Origin of the sequence: Vibrio sp. sp1, assembly GCF_016920955.1 — a bacterium.
Lineage (GTDB): Bacteria > Pseudomonadota > Gammaproteobacteria > Enterobacterales > Vibrionaceae > Vibrio > Vibrio alginolyticus.
On sequence record NZ_CP060589.1, the window covers coordinates 872,834 to 892,860 of the forward strand.

Sequence of the window (20,027 nt, forward strand, 5' to 3'; positions counted from 1 at the left end):
AGTAAACTATTACATCAGCAGGGAGCATTAGCTCCCTGTTTCATTTCCCATTGGCGTAATACCAAAGATAGTTGACGATACTGCTCATCGTCACAGCTATCACGCCAAATCGTAACACTACGGCCAGATTGCAATTGGAATGTTATCTTGAATGGTGATGCCGATGTATCGACTCGCTGTAAATGACCCTTTTCGGACTCAATATCTTCCGAGTATTCGCCATACTCAAGGGCATCAAACCTAACCGAGCCATCGCAGTGCACATACCAATGCCCATGACTTGTAGGTTGAACAAGGCCTTGGCTTGAGAGAGCCTTAACAATCAGTAATAACAAATAAGTCGATAATACGAGCGGAATGCTAGAGAAGATAACAGCCCAAGTCATCAATAAGAAAAGTACAACATTGAAGACTCGGGCAGTCAGAGAGGGAGAAGCAGTAAAATTAACGAACTTTGCTGAGGTTATGGGCGACAATTTTATCAACCATTGCTGCATGACCTAAATTTTCGCTACGGCCATGCCCCATTACCCAAGTAAACAGATCAGGATCATCGCATTCAAGTAAAGAAACAAAGTCACGCTGCTCTTGTTCACTCAGAGTATCAAAGCACTCTTCAAAAAACGGCATAATTACTACGTCAAGCTCAAGCATGCCTCGACGACAAGCCCATTTAATACGCGCTTTTTCTTCCGGAGTGTACATTCACTATTCCTTCATAGATGTCTTGTTGTTAGTGCGGAGTGTAACAAGGGATGTGCTACGTCACTAGTGTGCGGGTCACAATACGATAGTGAAAGCAGACAAATGTTGATTCGTAAATCGCTCCCCTAGTATCTCAAGGTTATTTGGGTATAACATAGCGGAAAAATATCTTCAAAAGGCATTGTAATTATGGAATGGCAAACTCGTTTTTCAGCATTACCTCTCTCAACTCAAGACGCACTTCCAGAGTTATCTATCTCACTGCTGGATAACTTCGGCATGATCACCATGATCGGTGATGATAAAAAATCATACTTACAAGGTCAGGTTACCTGCGATGTTGTTTCTTTAGAACAAGACCAATCAACACTGGGCGCACATTGTGATGCAAAAGGCAAAGTGTGGAGCGTGTTCCGGCTTTTCCATCATCATGATGGCTACGGCATGATCCAACCAAAATCGGCGATTGACGTAGAACTTAGTGAAATAAAGAAATACGCCATTTTCTCTAAAGTAACGATTGAAGCTTCTGATGACGTTATCTTAGGTGTTGCTGGCGTCAAAGCCGACGAATTCATTTCAACAATGAGCAAGACAACTGGCAGCGTTCGCCCAGTTGACGGTGGCACAGCAGTGCAAGTTGCACAAGATCGCTGGTTACTGATATTAAGTGCGCCAGAAGCACAGCAAATCGTTGAAACTACCGACGCTGTCTTTACGACAAATGAGCTTTGGAATCGTTTCGATATTGAGGCAGGTTTACCATTTGTCTCTGCATCCGCGCAGAATGCTCACATTCCACAAGCACTTAACGTGCAAGCTTTAGGAGGCATAAGCTTCACAAAGGGCTGCTACACGGGACAAGAAACGGTAGCACGAGCGAAGTATCGCGGTACCAATAAACGTGCGATGTATATCGTAAAAGGTGCAACTTCTGCTCCATTCAGTGACGAACCAATTGAGCTCGAACGCAGCGTAGGTGAAAACTGGCGTTCAGTAGGTGCTTTATTAAATCACTACCAGTTCAGTGACAATCACGCGATTGGCCTGATCGTGCTGCCTAATAATCTCGATGAGGACACTCGTCTTCGTTTGGTTGCGCAACCAGAATGTGAATGGACAATCGAATCACTGCCTTACAGTCTTGATGATGAGTAATACAATCAATACTCCTTTGATGCAATTTCTCACAGACCAACACATTCCGTTTCGTCTGTTACCGCATCAAAGACCAGCAACCACCATTGAGGATGCCGCGCACCAACGCGGCATTCGCCCCTCTCAAATGGTGAAAGCAATCTTGCTACGAGACATGGGTAATCAATATGCACTCGCCTGTGCGCCAGGTGATCGTAGCGTTGATCCCAAAAAAGTGCGCTCGTTACTGAAATGTCGCCGGATGACTTGTGTTGATCAAGCCGATGTTGAGTCCATCACTGGTTACAAAATTGGTACTGTCACTCCTCTGCTACTAAAACGTCATATGCCAATCGTGTTCGACCCTAGCTTACTAGAAGAACAGGAAGTCACGATCAGCAGTGGCGATCGCATGGCTGGACTGGCGCTTTCTATCCAAGATCTTATCCAATTGTGTCAGCCGACCGTAGCTGAGATCTGTCGTTAATCGTCTAAAAACAATGTAATGACACGTAGTGTTTCTATCACTGCGTGATCTCGCTCATATCTACAAAAATAGACATGAGAATTTTTAATCACATATAAAACATAAATAGTCACAAAGATAAAACTCGTATATGCTGAATTTGTTGGTTAAGTTTCAAACAAGCACTTAACCAATATAAAGTGAGTCAGCTAGCTGAGTGACAGCATTCATGCAGTTAGTTATCCACTTTTGTGTAATGCATCTGTGACTATTCGCCCGCTGAAGCGGGCTTTTTTTTACGTGGAACTTTTTCTCTTTCATTTCCTCTAATCGTTAGAACGTAAAGTGTGTTACGCGAAGCACGACCTTAATAGAAACAACTAGCAAACAACCGTTTTCGTTCTATTCTTAATTCTGTAACAAAACTATTGCTTAATGCGTCACGTAAAAAGGAGTGTATTGGGTAAGGGTTCCTTTAGAGAGGTTATTTTTGGGGTAATCCTCACGCTATTTAAGAGATGACACTGTCAAATTGTCTAAGACAACACAATTCTCTGACGCAACACCCTACATCTGTATTTAATACTATTGCTGTCACAATAATTTTCGCGTCCAGAACGTAGAATACCTAGGCTAGGTTAGATAAAAGGAAAGTAAATATGAGACTGTTTAAGCGCTATACACCAAGTATGATTGCTAAACATATAAGTCGTCTTTTTAAAGGAAGAATTTATATTTACGGGGTCGGTAGATTCGAGTTTGATAACGGTAAGTTAATACTGCCGGAGAAAGCAGAGCAACGCCATTTCCGAGCGGTCAAAGAGATCAATCAAGAAATAATGAAACTCCGATGCGCATATGCTTAGCAAAATGTTGATAAAACAAAGGCTGGATTAACCAGCCTTTTGTGTATTTGAAGTTCGCTTTGCACTTACTGACGCGCCAGATCCGGCAAGTGTCCCTTTAAACCAAGCGCGCGCTTCATGATCTCATCTTTCGCTCCCGGCAGTTGCCCCGCTAAACTTAAGCCAATGCCACGAACGAGCTTCTTAGCTGGGTTCTCGCCAGAGAACAAATCTCGAAACCCTTGCATAGTAGCGATCATCTTTGCCGCTTCCGCTTTTCGCCAACGCTCGTAGCTTCTTAGGTTGCGTTTACTACCGATATCTTGTCCCTGCTTCCAAAGTGCTAACACCTCTTGAGCAAGACTGGCCGCATCTAATAAACCCAAATTCACACCCTGCCCCGCTAATGGGTGAATGGTATGGGCCGCATCACCAACCAGCGCGACTCGCTCGACGACAAAATCTCGCGCATAGCGCATTTTCAAAGGAAACGCAGCACGCTCTCCCACTACTTCACATAGACCAAGTCGAGCATCAAACTCACTCGTCAACGCTTTATTGAAATCATGTTCACTCATCGCCACTAACTGCTCTGCTCGATTTGGCTCCGTGGACCAAACAATAGAGCACATATTTGGTTGCGACATTGGCAAAAATGCCAACGGTCCGTGAGGAGTAAATATCTGGCGCGCAATGCTGTTGTGTGGCATAGCAGTTTTGACATTCGCGACCAAAGCATGATGACCATAGTCCCAATGCGTTAATGGAATATCCATTTGATGGCGAAGCCACGAATTCGCCCCATCGGCTCCGACCACTAATTTAGCGGTCATGGCTTGGCCATTATCGAGCGTCAGCCAGCTTTCTTGCTCACCGACCGCGAGAGTCGCGCAACGTGCAGGCATAAACATAGTGACGTTATCGAGCTTTTGGACTTGTTCAAGCAGCGCAAGTTGAATCACACGATTCTCAACAATGTGCCCTAAATCAGGTTGTGCCATACTTTGTGCATTAAATTCAATACTGGCAAAGCTATCTTGTTCCCATACTTCCATGCCATGGTAAGGTGAAGCTCGGCGCTGTTCTATGCCCTGCCAAGCACCAAGTTTACGCAAAATCGTCTCACTAGAGCGGCTCAGCGCAGACACACGAACATCGGGCAATTCTTTCAACGAATCATCTGGCACTTTACCTTCAATAACGGCGACACGCAGATCACTGTCTTTGAACGCGGCAGCAAGTGCCAACCCAACCATCCCTCCGCCGATGATGGCGATATCTACACTTTGCATCATTGCTTTTTATTACCTAATTCAGTGCGGCCGTTCATCGTTTTACCAAGCCAAGTGTATGGCGTAGTAGCGGCTGCTTAAAAATAGAAAGGTTATCCATCGCTGCTAAGGCAGTATTTCGGCCAATTCGCATCGCGGGTAAATCATTTGAAAAAACATGCACCAAGGCACTGGTTAGCCAAATAGTTTCGCTTCGATCTGCTTCTCTACGTTGACTAAAGCGCATCAGGCCTTGATAAAGACCCACATCCTCACTTTGGTGCACAATTTCTTCTGCTAGTGAGACTACATCGCGAATACCGAGATTAAAGCCTTGTCCAGCTATCGGGTGCAGCGTTTGCGCCGCATTTCCAACAATCGCAAAGCGATGTGAAATATTTTGCTTTCGATGGCGAAGAAGCAATGGGTAACTTGCACGACGCCCCACTTTTTTCATCGCGCCTAAACGCCAACCAAAATCGTTCTGTAAATGCTGGAGAAATGCTTGATCAGATAACTCAAGAACGGCTTGGGCTTCTTCAGGGTGCAAACACCAAACTAAGGACATTCGATTGTCACTCATTGGCAATAAAGCAACAGGGCCATTTTCAGTAAAACGTTCAAAGGCTCTACCTTGATGAGGTTCTTGAGTCACAATATTGGCAATGACAGCCACTTGTTCAAAATCTTGCTCAGAAAGTTCTAGACCAATTTTCTGACAACAGGTCGAAACAGCACCATCTGCAGCCACCAGCAGTTTTGCTTCAAGTTGCTCACCACTTTTCAACGTCACATGGGTACAGTTTTGCTCGCGCTCGATATCGGTAACGGAGTCAGGACAAAACAGCGTAATTGATTCGCTGCTGTCTAATAATTCTTGATATACACGCCCAACATCGGCTAATTCTACAACATACCCTAGAGCTTCAACCCCAACCTCTTGCTTGGTAATCTCCGTCATCCCAGCATGAGAACGGTCAGAAACGTGGATATGTTCAATGGGTGTGACAAACGGTTCTACTGACGTCCAGAGCTGTAGTTGACGCAACAGATTGACAGTACCGTAAGACAATGCGATTGAGCGAGAGTCAAAACCAGGGTGCATATCTGATTGTGCTTTAAAAGGCTCAACGACGGCAATGCGGAGCTTTCCCTGAGACAAATGGTCAATCGCCAATGCTAACGTTGCACCAGCCATGGCACCACCAGCAATGACTACATCATATTGCTTCATACTAACCTCTGGACGGTCTACGATTAGTGAATAGTAGGTTTTTTGTCGCTGCTTTCAGGACGAACACCAAATTCAGCATGAATCGTTAGTACGCAAGCTTTGATGTGCTCAATCACTTGCTCTAGCAATTGCGCTTGTTCACCAAGATCGTCATCTTCATCGATGCCTAATTTGGCAATCTCTTCTAGGTCAGCCAGTGCTTCTTTAGCGTCATCAGATGCTTTATTAAGCGCAACGCCTGCTAGACCTAACCCAGAAATAAAGTGGTTTACAAAGTCGGACACACTGTCGGCTAATGCGAATAAGCCTTCTTCGCCCGGCTCATCTGGCAATAGTAAAGACAGCTCCATTGATGTGCCAGTAAGCTCATTAACAGTAACGTTGAATATGCTCTGAGCAAAAGTGAGTGCTGTCGAGGGCCACCCCATCCCATCATTGGTGTAGTCAAAAAGAATCGGCTGCCAAGTTTGATCATTGATCGCCAATCCACCACTTAACATGCCAACAAATAAGCCATGTAACTCCGCCGGTGTCACAGCCAGGCTTGCCGATTGCAGTTCAGCAGCAATAGATTGGTATTCAGGAAGGGTGATTTCACTCATAACTTGGCTCATTCTTGCGTAATAATGTATTGGTATATCCTACCATCAAGGTTAGTGGTCTGAAACGGCTATCAAATTCAATTTTGGACAGCATTTGTTCAATTTGCCCAATTCCTGTGTGATCTCGTCATCATTTCTCTTTCTGTGATGGGAAATGCTTGAATCTTAATAGCGGTTTTCCTATAGTTTGCTCCTCGGTAGTTGTATGAAGCAACACCTTAGATAGCGCGAATATAGAGTTTATTCATCATGAGCAATCAAGCGATCGACGTTGAAATATTAGGCAAACTTACACGTGTGAATTGTCCGACAGGACAAGAAGAGTCTCTTGTTGCAGCGGCAAAAGATCTGGATCGCCGATTGAAAGAAATGAGCGAACGTACTAAGGTAACCAATGAAATCCAACTGCTGACCTTTGCTGCATTGAATATTTGCTATGAGTTGCACACCAAGTCATACGAATCCAATGGTCAACAGCAAGAAATTACTGAGCGAATGGAAAAGCTCACCGCGTCTTTAGAGAACGCACTAAGCAAAGTTACGCAAGGACAGCAGTAAATACAAAATTTACCCTGGGGTGTGCGTCAGCAGGATTTAAGTCCCTGAGCCGATAAGCAATACCTAAGGGTTAGTATTTGGTAACTATTGAGCAAGCTCGGCATGCACCGAGAAGCCTACGGTTGTCATTGCTGATCCGCCTTGAACCAGCTGGTTCAAGGGCCACAATCCTCAACGGCACCCTGGGGTATTCTCTATGTCAGACCTCTCTCGACAAGACTTCCGCAAACTGATTCGTGAAAAGCGCAACGCTCTGTGCAGTGATACGCAATACCAAGCGGGAATCGACCTTATTACTCAATTTTCCCAACTTCCTGAAATCGATCAGGCGCAACATATTGCCATCTACCTTTCTGCAGACGGTGAGCTTGATACTAAACCGCTCATTGAATGGTTATGGCAACAGGGAAAATCGGTTTATCTGCCCGTCATCCATCCCTTTTCTAAAGGTCAGTTACTGTTTCTTCAGTATATAAGTGATGAACAGCTCGTCTACAACAAGTACGGCATCTTAGAGCCCAAGCTCGATATCAGACACCTCAAACCCGTTCGCCAGCTTGATTTAATCTGCACGCCTTTAGTTGGGTTCGACAGTATCGGACACCGCTTAGGCATGGGCGGAGGGTACTACGATCGTACTCTATCACGTTGGTTTATAACTGGAGAGGGAGCTAAACCTGTTGGTATCGCTCATGACTGCCAACATGTAGAACGCTTACCAATTGAAAGCTGGGATATTCCATTACCTAAGATCGTGACCCCAAGCCAAATATGGCAATGGGAAAGTGACAAGTAAGCCGCTATAATCACGCCCGCAAACGTTAACGAACATCTATTCAGGAGATTGGCATGACTCAAGATGAAATGAAAAAAGCGGCTGGTTGGGCAGCACTAAAATATGTTGAGAAAGGCAGCATTGTCGGTGTTGGTACTGGCTCTACCGTGAATCACTTCATCGATGCACTAGGCACTATCAAAGATGATATTAAAGGTGCAGTGTCTAGCTCTGTCGCTTCAACTGAGCGCCTTAAAGAGCTTGGTATTGAAGTATACGAGTGTAACGATGTAATGAAGCTGGATGTGTATGTTGATGGCGCAGATGAGATCAACCCAGCACGTGAAATGATCAAAGGCGGCGGCGCGGCTCTGACTCGTGAGAAAATTGTCGCAGCAATCTCTGATAAGTTCGTATGTATCGTTGACGGCACTAAAGCAGTTGACGTACTTGGCCAGTTCCCATTGCCTGTTGAAGTAATCCCAATGGCACGCTCTTACGTGGCTCGTGAATTGGTAAAACTAGGTGGTGACCCAGCTTACCGTGAAGGTGTTGTGACTGACAACGGCAACGTGATTCTGGATGTGCACAATATGCAAATTACCAACCCGAAAGAAATGGAAGACAAAATAAACGGCATCGCTGGTGTGGTGACTGTGGGTCTTTTCGCTCATCGTGGTGCAGACGTAGTGATCACCGGCACACCAGAAGGTGCAAAAATTGAAGAATAAATAACAGCCCAAAATGAACCTATCTGGTTCACTTTTCTGTTATTTCATTACATACGGTGCTGCAAGGCACCGTTTTTTATTCCTTTCTATAAGAAAATTATCTCTTATTCCGTAATTTTCTTACCCAAAGCAATTTTTTTTTGTTACTTTATTGAACAGAAGACGCACAGGGAAACGTTTGTCTTCCTACAAAACTGTTAATTATCCCCTTTTTAATAGTTTTGTCCAATGTGCGCCACATTAGCCCACCTTTCCATTTTAAGGACGAGAAAAAATGGCCAAAGTTTCACTGGAAAAAGAAAAGATTAAGATCCTCTTGTTAGAGGGACTCCACCCTTCTTCAGTTGAAGTTCTTCAAGCAGCTGGTTATACCAACATTGAATACCATAAAGGTTCCCTTCCGGAAGAAGAACTAATTGAAGCGGTAAAAGACGTGCACTTCATTGGTATCCGCTCCCGTACGAACCTATCCGAAGAGGTAATCAATGCGGCGAACAAGCTGGTTGCAATTGGCTGTTTTTGTATTGGTACTAACCAAGTAAACCTAGATGCAGCAGCAAAACGCGGTATTCCTGTCTTTAATGCACCATTCTCTAACACTCGAAGCGTGGCAGAGCTTGTACTTGGGCAAATCCTTTTACTAGTGCGTGGTATTCCTGAAAAGAATGCACTTGCACATCGCGGTATTTGGAAGAAAAGTGCAGACAACTCTTACGAAGCTCGTGGTAAGTGCCTTGGCATTATCGGATACGGTCACATTGGTACGCAGCTTGGTATTATTGCCGAAAACTTAGGTATGCGCGTTTACTACTACGATATTGAGAACAAACTGTCCCTTGGTAATGCGACGCAAGTACATACCATGAGTGAACTATTGAACAAATGTGATGTGATTTCTTTGCACGTTCCCGAAACACCGGAAACGAAAAACATGATGGGTGAAGCTGAATTTGCTCGAATGAAACCAGGTTCCATCTTTATCAACGCGGCACGTGGCACCGTTGTGGATATTCCTGCACTTTGCCATAGCTTAGAAGCTGGTCACCTTGCCGGCGCTGCAATTGATGTATTCCCAACTGAACCAAAAACAAATGCTGACCCGTTCGAGTCTCCTTTACAAAAATTCGATAACGTCATTCTCACTCCACACGTTGGTGGTTCAACGCAAGAAGCACAAGAGAATATCGGCTTAGAAGTGGCGGGCAAACTGGCTAAGTACTCTGATAACGGCTCGACACTTTCAAGCGTAAACTTCCCTGAAGTGTCATTGCCAGAACACAGTGGAGAGTGCTCTCGTCTGCTTCATATCCACAAGAACCGTCCTGGTATTCTAACTCAGATCAACACCATCTTTGCTGAAGAAGGCATTAACATTGCCGCGCAGTACCTACAAACAGCCGCTGAAATAGGCTACGTAGTGATCGACGTTGAAACTGAACGAGCAGAAGAAGCTCTAACAAAGCTCAAAAACATTGAAGGCACAATCCGTGCTCGTATCCTTCACTAAACAGTGAAACAGAAACGACAAAGGCAGGGGTTATGACTCCCTGCCTTTTGCTTTTTACTGTTTGCTAAGCCTTACTTTAGCTTATAAATGACATCGACTTGATCGCGAATGATCATAGTTGAATCTTGGTAGCTATTCGCTCCTTCTTTACTATCCATCGCCATTGAACGCATTAACACAGGCTGAACGTGCATCTGTCTGTAATTGATCTGCCATACATCGCCCAACTTTTTCTCAAAACCAGTCGCTAATGACCCTGCTTTTTCTCTTGCGTCCTTAATCGCCGCCATTCGTGCCTTTTGCTGATACTCGGCTTGGTTGCTTACCTTAAGTTGAATATTATCAACCTGATTAATTCCCGCTTCTAACGCCATATCTAGGTATTGGTTAAGGTTTTTCAGATCCGTCACCGTGACATCAATACTGCGAGATGCTCGATACCCAACAAGTTCTGCTTTTCCTGATTTAGGGTAGTGGTACTGAGGAGCAAGGTATAAATTCGAGCTAGTAATATTGTCTTTTGACAAGCCGGCATCCGACAAGCTTTTTAGAAACTCTTCAACGGTTTTATCTACGGACAATTTCGCTTGTTCAGCCGTCATTGTCGTATCGACTACTTTTACAGAAAACGTAGCCATATCAGGTGTAGCCGTCACTTCGCCATACCCCGTTGTCGTAACATGAGCAAACTCTGGCGTATTCGCCAAAACTGAAGCACTGGTAAGGCTGAGTGCTGAAGCCAGCAAAAATGAATACAATTTCATTCAATAAATCCATCCATACAAAATTAAGTACTTAATCTCAGATTCCAACATCACTATCATGGCTGAGAAAGCGTGTGGTTTCATAATAGAAACTTCCGCCGATTATCCAAGCACCCATAGTGACTTCTAACACAACTTTGACTATGTAACATTGGCGTAATTTTTAAACAAAACACACTAAGTTAACGATATGCAGCTCTGACAAACTTATTGAGGTAGATGCTGCTGCGCATACCCCACTATCGCATGTGAGATTTCTTGTAGTACCCCAGTTTCTAACTGCCAGTGGTGCCAATAAATCCGATGGGACATTAAAAAACCTGGAGTCACATCAACCAACACACCTCTGTCTAATTCGTCGGTAATTTGCAAGCGGGGGATCAAGCAATAAGCTACACCAGCTAACGCCACTTTTAGAAACGCTTCAGAACTACTGATGTTGTGATGAATAACGCTGTCAGGATTGACGTTAAAGTGCTCGGTAAGAAATGTTTTATGTAGATCATCATATTGGTCATATGAAACGGCCGGTGCTTTTGCCAATGTCTGATTATTTACGCCTTTAGAAAAATAACGCTGATAGAACTCTGGGCTCGCGACACAAACATAATCGATGCGACCTAAATAGTCTGAGCTGCATCCGGGGATTGGCTGGGACTCCAAGCTGATCGCTCCTGTCACTTCGCCACTTTTGAGTTTTTCAATAGAGCGGTATTCACCATAGATAGTCAGTTTTAGTTCAACTTGACGCTGCTTCATAACATTTTGCAGCGCTGGCAGTAGCCATGTTGCAAGGCTATCTGCATTAGTCGCTAAAGAGAGTTGCACAGGTCGCGTACTGGTATCATTTTTTAGTTCGGGGAGAATTTCATGCTCTAGCAAGCGTACTCGCCGATAAAGACCCAACAATTTTTTACCAATTAGCGTTGGCTTAGGTGGCTGGCTTCGAATTAAAACAGGCTGCGCGAGAAACTTCTCTAACTGCTTGATACGTTGAGAAATGGCGGATTGAGAAACAAATAAATGCTCGGCAGCACGCTCAAAGCTACCCTGATAAACTATAGCATCTAATGCCTCAATCCATTTGTAATCTAACCCTCGCATACCTTTCCTCTCACTCCTGATCAAACGCCTCCCGTTAAATTAGTCTATCTAATGTAAGATTAAAATCATTAATTATACTTATTTAGATAAACGCTTTATCTTTCCCTTTTCTGTAAATGTATTTGTTATTTTGAAGTGAGGTGAAGTGTGAGCTTGTGGGTTCTATTGCAAGGTTTTGGTTTAGGAGCATCAATGATCATTCCGATCGGCGCGCAAAATGCGTATGTTTTGAATCAAGGCATAAAGCGTAATCACCACCTAACAACCGCCACTATTTGTAGCGTGCTAGATATGATTTTCATCTCTCTAGGTATCTTTGGTGGTGGTGCAATTCTGTCTCAAAATGAAATCTTACTGATGTCGGTGACACTTGGTGGTATTGCTTTCTTGAGCTTCTATGGACTGCTCTCGCTAAAAAGTGCTTTTAAGCCAGAGAGTGAATCGGAATCAAAAGGGGAGATTGTAGCTCGAGGTCGTCGAACGGTTATTCTAGGTGCGCTAGCTGTCACTGTGCTTAATCCGCACTTATATTTAGATACAGTCGTTATTCTAGGTTCGATCGGTGGACAATTTGAAGGCCATGATCGCATTGCTTTTGCACTAGGTACGATTCTGGCTTCCTTTGTTTGGTTCTACACTTTATCGATAGGAGCAGCCAAACTAGGTCCAACACTCTCTAAACCAAAAGTGAAAAAAACCATCGACATTGCAATCGCAATGATGATGTTCACAATAGCGTATATCTTAGCGAGTGAGCTTATTGATAAGTATTGGTAATCATAAGGTAGTAAGGCAGCAAAGACATGGAGTCACTAAAACGTATTTATAACAACAATAGAGAGCGATTCAACGCGCTCTCTATTCCTTTTCGGGAATGGCAGCACGAAGCCATCTTAGACTTTGAGACAGATATACGCATTGCGAGAGAGCTTGGTTGGACGGGTACGCATACCAAAAGCCTCTTTTTAACACTCAAAGGACAAGGTTACGCGGTTTATCTGACAGATAAGGACTCGCGCCTCGATGCCAAGCAGATTAAAGCGATTACAGGTAAACGTCCCTCTATTTGTAATGACGATGAAATGGTCGAAGTGTTGGGTTGCGTACCCGGCGCGGTTTGCCCAATAGGCTTACCGGAATACATCACTATCATTGTTGATACCAATCTCTATCAACATCAAGAGTTGCTCTATACGCCTGGCTTACCTGAATTCACATTTGGATTTGCAGGTAAACATCTAAAACGCCTCTTACTTGCTGGTCATCACACCCTTTACGAAGTATAAAAAAGCGAGGCCTATTGGCCTCGCTTTTGAATATCGACTGCTTTTGATTAAGCGTCGACTTTGTTCAGGTGAACATCCATTTGTGGGAATGGAATCTCGATACCATTTTCATCCAATGCTTCTTTAATACCTTGCATTGCATCAAAGTATACGCCCCAGTAATCTGCAGTTTTCACCCATGGACGAACCACAAAGTTAACTGAAGAGTCTGCTAACGTAAGTACACCAATTGTGATATCTGGGTCTTTCAAGATACGTGGATCTTTCTCTAGCGTCTCACGAATCACTTTCTTCGTTAGTTTAAGGTCTGCTTTGTATGAAACACCAATCACTAGGTCGACACGTCGTGTCGCATGGCGAGAGTAGTTAGTAATGGCACCGCCGATAACTGAAGAGTTAGGCACAACAACCATTTTGTTGTCTGGTGTTTTTAGAACTGTTTGGAAGATTTGAATTGCTTCAACACTACCCGCTACACCACCGATTTCTACGTAGTCGCCTGATTTGAATGGACGGAACGCAACAATAAGTACGCCTGCTGCAAAGTTTGATAGTGAACCTTGTAGTGCAAGACCAACAGCAAGACCTGCCGCACCAATCACAGCAACAACAGAAGCGGTTTGAACTCCTAATCGACCAAGAGCCGCGATTAGCACGATTACAAATAGCAAGTAACGAACAAGACCGTGAATAAATTCAACGACGGCCTTATCCATGTTTTTCTTTTCTAGTACTTTAGAAACACTACCAGCGACTGCCTTAACGATAAGATTACCGATAAACAGAATAAGCAGCGCAGAGATAATGTTCACACCGTACTGAACCAGTAGATCTGAATTGTTTGTCAGCCAAGTTTCAGCCTGAGTTAGACCATCCGTTAAAGTGGTATCGATACCCACCGATTCACCTGCCATAATTCTTATCCTCAAAAATAAAGAGATATAAATCCAATTGCCGTTAATTTATGAACCTTGTTTTTAAAGGCTCTTTTCTAAAACAACATCCCTATTGCTCCACTGAACAGTGTCAGATTTTTGGCACAATATCCCAACTCTGACTTTTTTCAAAGTCAGAGTTTCGCAAAGATATGCAAAACAAGACTTTATCAGAGCTTTCTGACACTGACTTGTTACAGGTTACGCAATGCACTCTGATTTCGCCACTCTTAAGACTGATATTCCCATGTTTTCTTTAAAAAAACGTTAAAGGTGAGATATCTCACTAGCAAATACAACCTAACGCATAAAAATATCGGGAGAAAGCAGCGGGGAAGAAAGTGATAGACATAAAAAAACCCGCTCAAAGAGCGGGTTTTTAAGTAACTTAATCAGTAACGATTATAGTACGTCAACTGCGTTAAGGTCAGCAAATGCTTGCTCTAGGCGAGTAACCATTGAAGCTTGGCCTGCACGTAGCCATACGCGTGGATCGTAGTACTTCTTGTTTGGTGCATCTTCACCCGTTGGGTTACCGATCTGACCTTGTAGGTAATCGTGGTTTTCAGCTTCGAACTTACGGATACCATCCCAAGTAGCCCACTGTGTATCAGTATCGATGTTCATTTTGATTACACCGTAGCCGATAGATTCACGGATTTCTTCTAGAGAAGAACCTGAACCGCCGTGGAATACGAAGTTTAGAGAGTTCGCTGGAAGACCGAATTTCTCAGAAACGTGCGCTTGAGAATCACGTAGGATAGTTGGAGTTAGTACAACGTTACCTGGCTTGTATACGCCGTGTACGTTACCGAAAGATGCTGCGATAGTGAAACGGTGGCTGATTGCGCTTAGTTTCTCGTATGCGTATGCAACGTCTTCTGGAGAAGTGTATAGCTCAGACGCATCCATATCAGAGTTGTCAACGCCGTCTTCTTCACCACCAGTACAACCTAATTCGATTTCTAGAGTCATGTTCATTTTAGCCATGCGCTCTAGGTACTTAGCAGAAATTTCGATGTTCTCTTCTAGAGACTCTTCAGAAAGGTCGATCATGTGAGAAGAGAATAGTGGCTTACCAGTTTGCGCGAAGTACTCTTCACCAGCGTCTAGTAGACCGTCGATCCAAGGAAGTAGTTTCTTAGCTGCGTGGTCAGTGTGTAGGATTACTGGAACACCGTAAGCTTCAGCTACAGCGTGAACGTATTTCGCACCAGCAACAGCACCTAGGATTTGAGCTTCTTGACCTTCAAGTTTTAGACCTTTACCAGCAAAGAAAGCAGCGCCACCGTTAGAGAACTGAACGATAACTGGAGCTTTAACTTTTGCAGCTGCTTCAAGTACTGCGTTTACAGAGTCAGTACCCACACAGTTTACTGCTGGAAGTGCAAAGCTGTTTTCTTTTGCAACTTCAAATACTTTCTGAACGTCATCGCCAGAGATAACACCTGGTTTTACGAAGTCGAAGATCTTAGACATGGATGTAATCCTATTTATCTGTCGTTTTAAACAAAACTTGTTAAGTTGAAAATCTTGCAAACGTTTGCTCACAACTGAGGCTATTCTAGCAGAGTTCCTCACACGTTGCAGCAAACAAGAAAGCGGGAGAATCACTCCCCCGCTTTGCTTTAATTACTTAGCGCGTGCTTCTAGCATTTCTACTGCTGGAAGAACTTTACCTTCTACGAACTCAAGGAAAGCGCCGCCGCCAGTAGAGATGTAAGATACATCCGCTTTGATACCGAACTTGTCGATAGCTGCTAGCGTGTCACCACCGCCTGCAACAGAGAAGCCTTCAGAAGCTGCGATAGCTTCAGAGATACCTTTAGTACCTGCTTCGAAGTTCTTGAATTCGAATACGCCTACTGGACCATTCCATAGAATAGTCTTAGCGTTTTTAAGGATTTCAGCTAGTTCAGCTGTTGAATCTGGACCAAGATCGAAGATCATGTCGTCGTCTTGTACTTCAGAAACGTGCTTAATTTCAGCTTCTGCGTTCTCGTCGAATGCTTTCGCACATGCAACGTCAGTTGCTACTGGAATTGCACACTCGTCCATTAGCTTCTTAGCTGTTTCAACTAGGTCTGCTTCGTATAGAGACTTACCAACGTTGTGGCCAGCAGCTGCGATGAATGTGTTAGCAATACCACCACCAACAACTAGTTGGTCAGCGATTTTAGATAGAGACTCAAGAACAGTTAGCTTAGTAGAAACTTTTGAACCACCTACGATAGCAACCATTGGACGAGCAGGCTTGTCCATTGCTTTACCTAGAGCTTCTAGTTCGTTCGCTAGTAGAGGACCAGCACATGCTACGTCTGCGTGCATACCAACACCGTGAGTAGATGCTTGTGCACGGTGAGCTGTACCGAATGCGTCCATTACGAATACGTCACATAGTGCTGCGTATTTCTTAGATAGCTCTTCGTCGTTTTTCTTTTCGCCTTTGTTGAAGCGAACGTTTTCAAGAACAACAAGTTCACCCGCATTTAGCTCTAGGCCATCTAGGTAGTCTTTTGCTAGCTTCACTTCGCAATCTAGTGCGTCGTTTAGGTAGTTAACAACTGGTTGTAGAGAGAACTCTTCAGCGTATTCACCTTCAGTTGGGCGACCTAGGTGAGACGTAACCATTACTTTAGCGCCTGCTTCTAGGCAGTGCTTAATAGTTGGAAGAGATGCGATGATACGTGCATCCGAAGTTACTTTACCGTCTTTTACTGGCACGTTTAGGTCAGCACGGATAAATACACGTTTACCTGCAAGATCCAGGTCAGTCATCTTGATTACAGACATGATGTGTCCTCTCAAATATTTAGTAATTAAAGTTTTTGAAAACTCGGCAACCCTGCCAAGCCTGTTAATTCTTCAAACTGGTTATAGATATGGAGATATTATGGATTTATTTCAAGGCTAGAAATAAAAATTCTCCATCACTTCTTCGTCATTACTGTTCCACTTGCGAAGAAGCTTGCATTGCTAAGGCAGTATCCAGCATCCGGTTAGCAAAGCCCCATTCGTTGTCGCACCAAACGAGCATTTTTACGAGTTGCCCGTTACTCACTCTAGTCTGGCTTCCATCCACAATCGCACTATGGGGGTCGTGGTTAAAGTCGATGGAAACGAGTGGCGATTCAGTATAGTCAACAATGTTACGTAATGTACACTGAGATGCGTTAACAATGGTTTGATTTACGTCATTAACTTTCACATTTGTACTAATTGTGACACTTAAATCCATTGCAGTGACGTTAACCGTTGGAACACGAACAGAAATTGCTTCGAATTTGTTGGAAAATTTCGGGAAGATTCTTTCAATCCCCTTATGCAACTTAGTGTCCACCGGAATAATAGATTGGCTTGCAGCGCGGGTACGGCGTAAGTCGTTATGATACGCATCGATTACTTGTTGATCGTTCATGGACGAATGAATTGTCGTAATGGTGCCAGACTCTATGCCGAAGGCTTCGTCTAATACTTTAATGATGGGAACGATACAGTTGGTGGTGCAAGAGCCATTGGAGACAACACGGTGCTCGTCTTTCAGAGTTTCGTGGTTCACGCCATAGATAATCGTATTATCTAGGTCGTTTGCGCCCGGGTGCGAAAACAGTACTTTCTTCGCGCCAGTTTCTATATGCGCTAGCCCATCCGCTTGCGAACCAAATACGCCAGTGCAATCCAAGACGATATCAACTTCTAAATCACGCCAAGGAAGTAATTCGATTTCGGAGAGATGGAGAATGCGAATGGAATCATATTCACCGCTGTCATGATGAACATGCAAATGTTCTTGGTCATGGGAAATTTTTTTACCAAAGCGACCATGACTGGTGTCATATTGCAGTAGGTGTGCCATCGCCTCTGGCTGTGCTAGTTCGTTTACCGCCACAACCTTGATCTGCTGGTGTTTTCCGCTTTCATACACCGCTCGCAGAACATTACGACCTATACGTCCAAATCCATTGATCGCAACCTTTAGCATTTATCCTTCGCCCTACCAAAAATTTCGTGTCACAGATACTACCTGATCAGGCTGACAAACGCACCTGTTGAATCAAAGTAAAGCAGGATTAAAAAAGGTCGAGACTATGCTCGACCTTATTACAACGATAGATAATTAAAATGCGACGTCTAAACCTAACCAGTAGCGACGACCATCTTCAATATATCCATATTCTTCGTAACTGATTTCCTCGTCCAGCAAGTTATAGATAGCGCCTTTAATACGAGTATTGTCGGTTAACTGGTATGTCACACCGGCGTCCACAAAGGTATAAGCTGGTTCTACAATACTGTTTCTTGATGGGCCAGTAACCGGATCCATTTCTTTACCTCGGTACGTGACTTTCGCCCAGCTCTCTAGATCTGTTGTCGTTTGCCAAGTCACATCCACATTAAACAGATGCTTTGGTAACTGCTGCAGCGGCATGCCTTTGTATTCACCTGTTTTTTGCTCTGAGTCGGTAAATGTGTAGCTCGAGCTAAGGTAAATGGTTTCCGTTAACGGCGATGCTAAGGTCGCTTCAATACCTTGTGTGACGGCTTCATCCACGTTAATACGGTACGTTGGATCTGCGCCCCATTGGTTTGGACCATCAGTACAGATAGTGTCTGGACAAACAACACGTGTGATCTTGTCTTTGAATTCGTTATGGAACGCTGTCAAAGAGACATCTAAGCCAGAATCACCTTGATACAAGACGCTGATTTCTTTGTTTAGCGACGTTTCAGGGTCAAGATCTGGGTTACCGTAGATATTACCGCCACCACTGACTTGCGCCCAGCCAGGAGTAATTTCACGTAATTGTGGAGAACGGAAACCTGTTGCCACACCGCCTTTCACCGTCCAAGACGGATCAACTCGCCATACACCGTAAACACGCGGACTAAAATGCGCGCCATAGTTTTCGTCATGATCTAGACGGCCGCCAAGCGTAACGCTAAACGGATCAGCAATTCTCCATTCATCTTCAATGAAAACAGCCCACTGCGTATTCGATGTTTCAGTCTTCGATGACGCTTTGTTGGAGGTGAAATCCTCAAGCTCTGCATGAGTAGCGTCCACACCCGTCGTCAACGTATGGTTTCCAATACCAGTCACCAAGCTCGATTTGAACGTGGTGTTGGTGATCGTCATCTCACGAGATTTGTTCTCGCTCTCTTCTCGCTGTAAGTAAGTATCTGAAATTCCCACCGAATCCCAATCACCGTTGTGGCTTACCGTTACGTAATTACGACGATATTCATTCAGTGAATCTTCACACCCACCACGACACCCTGTGGTCGGCACTGAAAGGCCCACATTACCACGACGACTTTGTGCCGACGTGCCGCCCTCTAATTGCACCGAGTGGCGATCATTAATCTGGTAAGTCAGTTTTGAAGAGATACTCTGCATATCTTTATCTTCATAACCGTATTCGATGTCATCTTCTTCTCTGGTTGTGTACTGACCATATACTTGGAGAGATAAATTTTCAGCCAACGGACCATTAACGAAAAAGTTCGCGCTCTGCTCTCCCCCTGAGCGACTATTCTCTTGTAGTACCGTGCCCAGTTGAACATTACCCGTCCACTCTAGCGCATCTTTTCGTGTGATGACGTTAATCACACCACCAATCGCATCAGAACCGTAAAGCGTCGACATTGGGCCACGAATAACTTCGATTCGCTCAATCGCTTGAAGAGGAGGTAACCAACCTTGTTCGATACCAGGGCCGTCACTATTTGGACGAGTTTCACGCGTACTTTGACGTTTACCATCGACCAGTATCAAAGTGTATTTAGAACCCATACCACGGATACTAATGTCGGTGGTATCACCACCACCTGTCACGACAACACCTGGCACACTTTTTAGTGCATCAGTCACATCGCGGTAATAACGGGAGTCCAATTCCTCACGTGAAATCACACTAATACTTGCAGGCGCGTCCGCTTGAGATTGCTCATAACTTGATGCAGTTACAACCACTGTTTCCATTTTAGAAACTGCATCATTGGCAAAAACATGAGGGACACTGACGAAGGCTAAAATACCAGTTGCGGTAATAACTGGCAGTCTAAGAGTAGACATCTACATCTCCATAATTGATAATGATTATTAT

The 20,027-nt window shown here is 44.2% G+C and carries 21 protein-coding genes and 1 other RNA gene; 10 read left to right on the forward strand and 12 right to left on the reverse strand.

The genetic code is table 11. The features are described 5' to 3' along the window. Nucleotides 1-14: 14 nt before the first annotated feature. Both H9L11_RS23515 and H9L11_RS04050 read right to left on the reverse strand, forming a co-directional pair. The gene (locus H9L11_RS23515) at nucleotides 15-476 is read right to left on the reverse strand and encodes a protein YgfX (RefSeq protein WP_238939353.1); all 462 of its coding nucleotides are present in this window, start codon (nucleotides 474-476) and stop codon (nucleotides 15-17) included. Further along, a complete protein-coding gene (locus H9L11_RS04050) occupies nucleotides 445-705 on the reverse strand; it encodes a succinate dehydrogenase assembly factor 2 (RefSeq protein WP_005380951.1) in 261 nt (86 codons plus the stop codon). Before H9L11_RS04050 ends, H9L11_RS23515 begins: the two co-directional genes overlap by 32 nt. 189 nt (nucleotides 706-894) lie before the next feature. Between H9L11_RS04050 and ygfZ the strand changes: the two genes are divergently transcribed. From ygfZ to H9L11_RS04065, 3 genes are all read left to right on the forward strand, one after another. Beyond that, nucleotides 895-1,863 (forward strand): tRNA-modifying protein YgfZ, encoded by a 969-nt coding sequence (gene ygfZ / locus H9L11_RS04055; RefSeq protein WP_025768842.1) that lies wholly within the window; start codon nucleotides 895-897, stop codon nucleotides 1,861-1,863. Further along, on the forward strand, nucleotides 1,856-2,329 hold the full coding sequence (locus tag H9L11_RS04060) for a YbaK/EbsC family protein (RefSeq protein WP_005384562.1): 474 nt from the start codon (nucleotides 1,856-1,858) through the stop codon (nucleotides 2,327-2,329). The genes ygfZ and H9L11_RS04060 overlap by 8 nt, the downstream gene beginning before the upstream one ends. Before the next feature lie 638 nt (nucleotides 2,330-2,967). After that, nucleotides 2,968-3,174, forward strand: a complete 207-nt coding sequence (locus H9L11_RS04065) for a DUF1107 domain-containing protein (protein ID WP_005380970.1) — start codon at nucleotides 2,968-2,970, stop codon at nucleotides 3,172-3,174. Nucleotides 3,175-3,239: 65 nt separating this feature from the next. On the opposite strand, the gene H9L11_RS04070 is transcribed toward H9L11_RS04065, so the two are convergent. Genes H9L11_RS04070 through H9L11_RS04080 form a run of 3 tightly spaced genes read right to left on the reverse strand, consistent with a single transcriptional unit; the run spans nucleotide 3,240 to nucleotide 6,260 of the window. After that, entirely contained in the window at nucleotides 3,240-4,448 is a 1,209-nt protein-coding gene (locus H9L11_RS04070) for an FAD-dependent 2-octaprenylphenol hydroxylase (protein WP_017633554.1), read from the reverse strand. A 31-nt stretch (nucleotides 4,449-4,479) separates the two neighbouring features. Then, nucleotides 4,480-5,658: a 2-octaprenyl-6-methoxyphenyl hydroxylase gene (ubiH, locus tag H9L11_RS04075; RefSeq protein WP_017633555.1), complete on the reverse strand. Its 1,179-nt coding sequence runs from the start codon at nucleotides 5,656-5,658 to the stop codon at nucleotides 4,480-4,482. Between the two features lie 23 nt (nucleotides 5,659-5,681). Beyond that, complete coding sequence (locus H9L11_RS04080) at nucleotides 5,682-6,260, reverse strand: YecA family protein (RefSeq protein ID WP_005380976.1); 579 nt, start codon at nucleotides 6,258-6,260, stop codon at nucleotides 5,682-5,684. 249 nt (nucleotides 6,261-6,509) lie between these two features. On the opposite strand from H9L11_RS04080, the gene zapA reads away from it, so the two are divergent. The 5 genes from zapA (at nucleotide 6,510) to serA (ending at nucleotide 9,831) form a co-directional block, all read left to right on the forward strand. Next, nucleotides 6,510-6,818 carry a cell division protein ZapA gene (gene zapA / locus H9L11_RS04085; protein ID WP_005384553.1) on the forward strand — a complete coding sequence of 103 codons (309 nt, stop codon included), beginning with the start codon at nucleotides 6,510-6,512 and terminating at the stop codon, nucleotides 6,816-6,818. Between the two features lie 8 nt (nucleotides 6,819-6,826). Then, nucleotides 6,827-7,011: non-coding RNA, 6S RNA (ssrS, locus tag H9L11_RS04090), on the forward strand. Between the two features lie 3 nt (nucleotides 7,012-7,014). Beyond that, on the forward strand, nucleotides 7,015-7,614 hold the full coding sequence (locus H9L11_RS04095; protein WP_005384552.1) for a 5-formyltetrahydrofolate cyclo-ligase: 600 nt from the start codon (nucleotides 7,015-7,017) through the stop codon (nucleotides 7,612-7,614). A 53-nt stretch (nucleotides 7,615-7,667) separates the two neighbouring features. After that, nucleotides 7,668-8,324, forward strand: coding sequence for a ribose-5-phosphate isomerase RpiA (gene rpiA / locus H9L11_RS04100; RefSeq protein ID WP_005380982.1), 657 nt, complete (start codon nucleotides 7,668-7,670; stop codon nucleotides 8,322-8,324). A gap of 274 nt (nucleotides 8,325-8,598) precedes the next feature. After that, complete coding sequence (gene serA / locus H9L11_RS04105) at nucleotides 8,599-9,831, forward strand: phosphoglycerate dehydrogenase (RefSeq protein WP_017821632.1); 1,233 nt, start codon at nucleotides 8,599-8,601, stop codon at nucleotides 9,829-9,831. A gap of 71 nt (nucleotides 9,832-9,902) precedes the next feature. On the opposite strand, the gene H9L11_RS04110 is transcribed toward serA, so the two are convergent. Both H9L11_RS04110 and H9L11_RS04115 read right to left on the reverse strand, forming a co-directional pair. Continuing rightward, nucleotides 9,903-10,595 carry an oxidative stress defense protein gene (locus H9L11_RS04110; protein WP_005384550.1) on the reverse strand — a complete coding sequence of 231 codons (693 nt, stop codon included), beginning with the start codon at nucleotides 10,593-10,595 and terminating at the stop codon, nucleotides 9,903-9,905. A gap of 207 nt (nucleotides 10,596-10,802) precedes the next feature. Further along, entirely contained in the window at nucleotides 10,803-11,699 is an 897-nt protein-coding gene (locus H9L11_RS04115) for a LysR family transcriptional regulator ArgP (RefSeq protein ID WP_171343181.1), read from the reverse strand. Between the two features lie 147 nt (nucleotides 11,700-11,846). On the opposite strand from H9L11_RS04115, the gene H9L11_RS04120 reads away from it, so the two are divergent. Both H9L11_RS04120 and H9L11_RS04125 read left to right on the forward strand, forming a co-directional pair. Beyond that, a complete protein-coding gene (locus H9L11_RS04120) occupies nucleotides 11,847-12,476 on the forward strand; it encodes a LysE/ArgO family amino acid transporter (RefSeq protein ID WP_171343180.1) in 630 nt (209 codons plus the stop codon). Nucleotides 12,477-12,502: 26 nt separating this feature from the next. Next, nucleotides 12,503-12,985, forward strand: a complete 483-nt coding sequence (locus H9L11_RS04125) for a YbaK/EbsC family protein (protein ID WP_017633558.1) — start codon at nucleotides 12,503-12,505, stop codon at nucleotides 12,983-12,985. A gap of 47 nt (nucleotides 12,986-13,032) precedes the next feature. On the opposite strand, the gene mscS is transcribed toward H9L11_RS04125, so the two are convergent. The 5 genes from mscS to H9L11_RS04150 all read right to left on the reverse strand — a co-directional run bounded on the left by mscS (nucleotide 13,033) and on the right by H9L11_RS04150 (nucleotide 19,996). After that, nucleotides 13,033-13,899: a small-conductance mechanosensitive channel MscS gene (gene mscS / locus H9L11_RS04130; RefSeq protein ID WP_005380995.1), complete on the reverse strand. Its 867-nt coding sequence runs from the start codon at nucleotides 13,897-13,899 to the stop codon at nucleotides 13,033-13,035. Nucleotides 13,900-14,322: 423 nt separating this feature from the next. Further along, on the reverse strand, nucleotides 14,323-15,399 hold the full coding sequence (fbaA, locus tag H9L11_RS04135; protein WP_005380996.1) for a class II fructose-bisphosphate aldolase: 1,077 nt from the start codon (nucleotides 15,397-15,399) through the stop codon (nucleotides 14,323-14,325). A 153-nt stretch (nucleotides 15,400-15,552) separates the two neighbouring features. Beyond that, on the reverse strand, nucleotides 15,553-16,713 hold the full coding sequence (locus H9L11_RS04140) for a phosphoglycerate kinase (protein ID WP_005384547.1): 1,161 nt from the start codon (nucleotides 16,711-16,713) through the stop codon (nucleotides 15,553-15,555). 151 nt (nucleotides 16,714-16,864) lie between these two features. Then, nucleotides 16,865-17,902 (reverse strand): erythrose-4-phosphate dehydrogenase, encoded by a 1,038-nt coding sequence (gene epd, locus H9L11_RS04145; RefSeq protein ID WP_171343179.1) that lies wholly within the window; start codon nucleotides 17,900-17,902, stop codon nucleotides 16,865-16,867. Between the two features lie 135 nt (nucleotides 17,903-18,037). Further along, entirely contained in the window at nucleotides 18,038-19,996 is a 1,959-nt protein-coding gene (locus tag H9L11_RS04150; protein WP_053306783.1) for a ligand-gated channel protein, read from the reverse strand. Between the last annotated feature and the right edge of the window lie 31 nt (nucleotides 19,997-20,027).

Coding starts and splice junctions, on each gene's coding strand:
- H9L11_RS04050 (WP_005380951.1), bottom strand. CDS start 705: ATGTACACTCCGGAAGAAAAAGCGCGTATTAAATGGGCTTGTCGTCGA.
- ygfZ (WP_025768842.1), top strand. CDS start 895: ATGGAATGGCAAACTCGTTTTTCAGCATTACCTCTCTCAACTCAAGAC.
- H9L11_RS04060 (WP_005384562.1), top strand. CDS start 1,856: ATGAGTAATACAATCAATACTCCTTTGATGCAATTTCTCACAGACCAA.
- H9L11_RS04065 (WP_005380970.1), top strand. CDS start 2,968: ATGAGACTGTTTAAGCGCTATACACCAAGTATGATTGCTAAACATATA.
- H9L11_RS04070 (WP_017633554.1), bottom strand. CDS start 4,448: ATGATGCAAAGTGTAGATATCGCCATCATCGGCGGAGGGATGGTTGGG.
- ubiH (WP_017633555.1), bottom strand. CDS start 5,658: ATGAAGCAATATGATGTAGTCATTGCTGGTGGTGCCATGGCTGGTGCA.
- H9L11_RS04080 (WP_005380976.1), bottom strand. CDS start 6,260: ATGAGTGAAATCACCCTTCCTGAATACCAATCTATTGCTGCTGAACTG.
- zapA (WP_005384553.1), top strand. CDS start 6,510: ATGAGCAATCAAGCGATCGACGTTGAAATATTAGGCAAACTTACACGT.
- H9L11_RS04095 (WP_005384552.1), top strand. CDS start 7,015: ATGTCAGACCTCTCTCGACAAGACTTCCGCAAACTGATTCGTGAAAAG.
- rpiA (WP_005380982.1), top strand. CDS start 7,668: ATGACTCAAGATGAAATGAAAAAAGCGGCTGGTTGGGCAGCACTAAAA.
- serA (WP_017821632.1), top strand. CDS start 8,599: ATGGCCAAAGTTTCACTGGAAAAAGAAAAGATTAAGATCCTCTTGTTA.
- H9L11_RS04110 (WP_005384550.1), bottom strand. CDS start 10,595: ATGAAATTGTATTCATTTTTGCTGGCTTCAGCACTCAGCCTTACCAGT.
- H9L11_RS04115 (WP_171343181.1), bottom strand. CDS start 11,699: ATGCGAGGGTTAGATTACAAATGGATTGAGGCATTAGATGCTATAGTT.
- H9L11_RS04125 (WP_017633558.1), top strand. CDS start 12,503: ATGGAGTCACTAAAACGTATTTATAACAACAATAGAGAGCGATTCAAC.
- mscS (WP_005380995.1), bottom strand. CDS start 13,899: ATGGCAGGTGAATCGGTGGGTATCGATACCACTTTAACGGATGGTCTA.
- fbaA (WP_005380996.1), bottom strand. CDS start 15,399: ATGTCTAAGATCTTCGACTTCGTAAAACCAGGTGTTATCTCTGGCGAT.
- H9L11_RS04140 (WP_005384547.1), bottom strand. CDS start 16,713: ATGTCTGTAATCAAGATGACTGACCTGGATCTTGCAGGTAAACGTGTA.
- epd (WP_171343179.1), bottom strand. CDS start 17,902: ATGCTAAAGGTTGCGATCAATGGATTTGGACGTATAGGTCGTAATGTT.
- H9L11_RS04150 (WP_053306783.1), bottom strand. CDS start 19,996: ATGTCTACTCTTAGACTGCCAGTTATTACCGCAACTGGTATTTTAGCC.